The organism is Bacillus sp. ATD (assembly GCF_050585765.1).
In the GTDB taxonomy this organism is placed as follows: Bacteria; Bacillota; Bacilli; order Bacillales; family Bacillaceae; genus Bacillus; species Bacillus stercoris.
On record NZ_JBOBQH010000022.1, the window covers coordinates 1 to 1,806 of the forward strand.

General features: G+C 53.4%; 1 rRNA gene. It reads left to right on the forward strand.

Features of this window, described 5'->3' with window-relative positions:
* A 23S ribosomal RNA gene (locus tag ACQXR1_RS22075) occupies positions 1-1,806 on the forward strand; the annotation flags it as partial.

Genomic DNA, 1,806 nt, shown 5'->3' on the forward strand with positions numbered 1-1,806 from the left:
AGGTAACAGCCCTGTAGTCAAAACTTCGTTCTCTCCTGAGTGGATCCTGAGTACGGCGGAACACGTGAAATTCCGTCGGAATCCGGGAGGACCATCTCCCAAGGCTAAATACTCCCTAGTGACCGATAGTGAACCAGTACCGTGAGGGAAAGGTGAAAAGCACCCCGGAAGGGGAGTGAAAGAGATCCTGAAACCGTGTGCCTACAAGTAGTCAGAGCCCGTTAACGGGTGATGGCGTGCCTTTTGTAGAATGAACCGGCGAGTTACGATCCCGTGCAAGGTTAAGCAGAAGATGCGGAGCCGCAGCGAAAGCGAGTCTGAATAGGGCGCATGAGTACGTGGTCGTAGACCCGAAACCAGGTGATCTACCCATGTCCAGGGTGAAGTTCAGGTAACACTGAATGGAGGCCCGAACCCACGCACGTTGAAAAGTGCGGGGATGAGGTGTGGGTAGGGGTGAAATGCCAATCGAACCTGGAGATAGCTGGTTCTCTCCGAAATAGCTTTAGGGCTAGCCTCAAGGTAAGAGTCTTGGAGGTAGAGCACTGATTGGACTAGGGGCCCCTACCGGGTTACCGAATTCAGTCAAACTCCGAATGCCAATGACTTATCCTTGGGAGTCAGACTGCGAGTGATAAGATCCGTAGTCGAAAGGGAAACAGCCCAGACCGCCAGCTAAGGTCCCAAAGTATACGTTAAGTGGAAAAGGATGTGGAGTTGCTTAGACAACCAGGATGTTGGCTTAGAAGCAGCCACCATTTAAAGAGTGCGTAATAGCTCACTGGTCGAGTGACTCTGCGCCGAAAATGTACCGGGGCTAAACGTATCACCGAAGCTGCGGACTGTTCTTCGAACAGTGGTAGGAGAGCGTTCTAAGGGCTGTGAAGCCAGACCGGAAGGACTGGTGGAGCGCTTAGAAGTGAGAATGCCGGTATGAGTAGCGAAAGAGGGGTGAGAATCCCCTCCACCGAATGCCTAAGGTTTCCTGAGGAAGGCTCGTCCGCTCAGGGTTAGTCGGGACCTAAGCCGAGGCCGAAAGGCGTAGGCGATGGACAACAGGTTGATATTCCTGTACCACCTCCTCACCATTTGAGCAATGGGGGGACGCAGGAGGATAGGGTAAGCGCGGTATTGGATATCCGCGTCCAAGCAGTTAGGCTGGGAAATAGGCAAATCCGTTTCCCATAAGGCTGAGCTGTGATGGCGAGCGAAATATAGTAGCGAAGTTCCTGATTCCACACTGCCAAGAAAAGCCTCTAGCGAGGTGAGAGGTGCCCGTACCGCAAACCGACACAGGTAGGCGAGGAGAGAATCCTAAGGTGATCGAGAGAACTCTCGTTAAGGAACTCGGCAAAATGACCCCGTAACTTCGGGAGAAGGGGTGCTCTGTTAGGGTGCAAGCCCGAGAGAGCCGCAGTGAATAGGCCCAGGCGACTGTTTAGCAAAAACACAGGTCTCTGCGAAGCCGTAAGGCGAAGTATAGGGGCTGACGCCTGCCCGGTGCTGGAAGGTTAAGAGGAGCGCTTAGCGTAAGCGAAGGTGCGAATTGAAGCCCCAGTAAACGGCGGCCGTAACTATAACGGTCCTAAGGTAGCGAAATTCCTTGTCGGGTAAGTTCCGACCCGCACGAAAGGCGCAACGATCTGGGCACTGTCTCAACGAGAGACTCGGTGAAATTATAGTACCTGTGAAGATGCAGGTTACCCGCGACAGGACGGAAAGACCCCGTGGAGCTTTACTGCAGCCTGATATTGAATGTTGGTACAGCTTGTACAGGATAGGTAGGAGCCTTGGAAACCGGAGCGC